This is a genomic window from Robertmurraya sp. DFI.2.37 (genome assembly GCF_029211245.1).
GTDB classification, from domain to species: Bacteria; Bacillota; Bacilli; order Bacillales; family Cytobacillaceae; genus Robertmurraya; species Robertmurraya methanolica_A.
In genome coordinates this window covers 1-292 of sequence record NZ_JARGEJ010000772.1, presented here as the reverse complement: position 1 = coordinate 292, position 292 = coordinate 1, and the positions used below count along the sequence as shown (strand labels likewise).

Below are 292 nucleotides of genomic sequence, written 5' to 3'. Positions count from 1 at the left end.
AGAACATGGCAAAGTTATCCTTGCTGTAACTGATAATGGCTCCGGCATAGAGGAGCAATCTATCCTTGAGATTTTTAATCCCTTTTTTACGACAAAAACAGGAGCACAAGGAATAGGTCTCGGCTTATCAGTTAGCCTTGGTATTGCTGAAGCCCATGGTGGAACGATCAAAGTAACAAGTAAGCAGAATCAAGGTAGTACATTTAAGCTAATTCTTCCGATCAAGGAGTGAAACAATGGCAGAGATTTTAATCGTTGATTACGAGAAAGAAATGTGCTAACTTCTTTCTCG

Annotated in this window: 1 protein-coding gene; it reads left to right on the top strand. The window is 39.7% G+C overall.

Annotated features, from left to right (window positions below; genetic code table 11):
* Positions 1–232 (top strand): sensor histidine kinase (locus PZE06_RS28575; RefSeq protein ID WP_275792481.1); only part of this gene is annotated, 232 nt, incomplete at its 5' end.
* Positions 233–292 lie beyond the last annotated feature (60 nt).